Below are 2079 nucleotides of genomic sequence, written 5' to 3' on the forward strand. Positions count from 1 at the left end.
GCCCAACCGTCCCGGGTTGCCCAACCGTCCCGGGTTGCCCAACCGTCCCGGGTTGCCCAACCGTCCCGGGTTGCCCACCGGTTTGTTCAATTATCAATTATCAATGATCAATGATCTCAAGTCGGTTTTCGCTCCATCGTCCCTTCCATGATACTGACCAGATTGAGGTGGTGGCCGGCCATGATGCCGCTGGAGTAGTAGTATCGATTGTTATCGACCTGGCGGAGCGTCTCGAAGCCGCTGCGACGCTGTCGCTCGTCGCCGAGAACCCAGAATCGCTGCACGATCAGGGACGGGCCGATGAGCCCCTCGCCCTCGACCTTGCCGAATTCGCTGTGTTGCAGTAAAAATGTGTACTGGCGCTCGTTGGTGTCTAGGCGACCCCGATATTGGAGGATAATATCGTCGCGATCGCTCTTCGGAAACACCAATTTCGTGACCAGACTGAACCACTCGCTCTGATGCCACGCCACCAGGGTTTTTCCCCGGACGCTCGTGGGCACGCCATTGCGATCGAGCCAAGTTCCTTCGATGACCCACTGGCCGGATTGGATTAGAAAAGTATGAGTCACGGAAAATCTTCGATACGTTTGGAAGCCCTGTCGCTTTAGCGCAGGGAGGAAAAACGAACGGCGACTTTAGTCGCCTATGGTATGAGCGAACGCATAAGCATAACCATCCCTTTTGTGAATGGGTTGGCAATACCGGTGGCTAATTCCAGACACCCGACCCAATTGAGTCGCAATATCAAAGCTGCCTGATGCACGACAGAGAACTCGCCCAACATAAGATCCAATTTTCTGGCCTTTTGTGACAGTCGCCGTAACGATATCGCCAGTCTGAAATCCTTTATGAATTTGTACCCGTGAACGGTGACGAATTGGAAACCCATATTTATCCGTCCCGCACATCTGTCGAGTACCATGTCCTTTAGCTACAATCAGCAACGGTTTGGTGGTCAGGACTTTAAGTAAATCAACTAGCCCAACACTTGCAGCATCTAGCCAGTGCGTTTTGGGTAGACTGAATCGAGTCCGATTAAACTGGGTTTGTCCACCCGTACCTGTCGCCACAGGCAAGCCGGTTTGTTTCAGAGCATTGAACAATGCCCACCGGGTTGAATTGATGGCTGCTGCATCTTTAAGCGGTAGTTTTGCCGGCTTAAGAATACGGTTCAATACGTCAGGCTTACCCGATAAAAAGTCTCGAATGTCCCGATCGCTTTTGGATTGATTGCAGGAGTGACAAGCCAGGGTTAGGTTAGAAACTCGGTTGGTTCCCCCTTTAGACTGGGGCTGAATATGCTCTACTTCCAACGGTACATTTTTAGCTCCACAGTAAGCACATTTCCGATTCCATTTCTCCAGCAAGTATTCCCGAACCTCGTAGCCTTGCAATTCCCCTTGCTGATACTCAACACCTGAGATCTCAGGGTTCTGCATGAGTTGCAGGTCGAACCGTACTAGCTCTTGGGAAATGCGGGCAATTGGGGCAAGTCTGCGAAAGCGGTTAACCCATGTCATTGTGGTATCTACCCGATGTTGCAGGCTCGGGGATAACCAGCCTTTTGGACGAGTCCGATTCAGAAATCTAGCTTGGCGATAGCGGGTTTTGCGATTCCGCCTGCCACGTCGTAATTGGCGGCGAGACAGCAAAGCATCTTTGATTTGTTCCCCCCGGTGTTGAAGTTCAGCCCCAAAGATCACTCGACCGCCTTGTATGACGGCAATTCCTGTGACTTTAGAGCCTGGGTCAAGCTTAAGCTCCAGGTCTGGCACGGGCAGATCTGGACAAGCTTCCTTGAGAATAATGGTAAACGGATAGCGACGGAATACAGCCGCTTTCCGTTTACCAAGGAGCCTTCGCGCTTTTCCCGGATGTACCGGGTCGAGTTGCCGCTTGTTAGTGTCTAAGACAAAAACAGACATGGGAATCTCCGTAAAACGGGTAATGTTTTCCTCGCCAATGTTTTTAGGGCTTGTTCGGCTAACGGCACTGCCTTACCCCTCGTCGGGCTGTTTAACCGTTAACGGCAGGGCTACAAACTGGAAAGCATTTGTAGGTACCATGACCTTAAAA

Annotated in this window: 2 protein-coding genes; both read right to left on the reverse strand. The window is 51.5% G+C overall.

Annotated elements, in window-relative coordinates:
- Positions 1-116: 116 nt before the first annotated feature.
- A complete protein-coding gene (locus AC0QHF_RS12050; RefSeq protein WP_324704461.1) occupies positions 117-572 on the reverse strand; it encodes a hypothetical protein in 456 nt (151 codons plus the stop codon).
- A gap of 66 nt (positions 573-638) precedes the next feature.
- Complete coding sequence (iscB, locus tag AC0QHF_RS12055; protein WP_375341418.1) at positions 639-1928, reverse strand: RNA-guided endonuclease IscB; 1290 nt, start codon at positions 1926-1928, stop codon at positions 639-641.
- Positions 1929-2079 lie beyond the last annotated feature (151 nt).

The organism is Lyngbya sp. CCY1209, from assembly GCF_055795065.1.

Excerpts from the sequence above, each read along its gene's own strand:
- iscB (WP_375341418.1), bottom strand. The coding sequence starts at position 1,928 with ATGTCTGTTTTTGTCTTAGACACTAACAAGCGGCAACTCGACCCGGTA.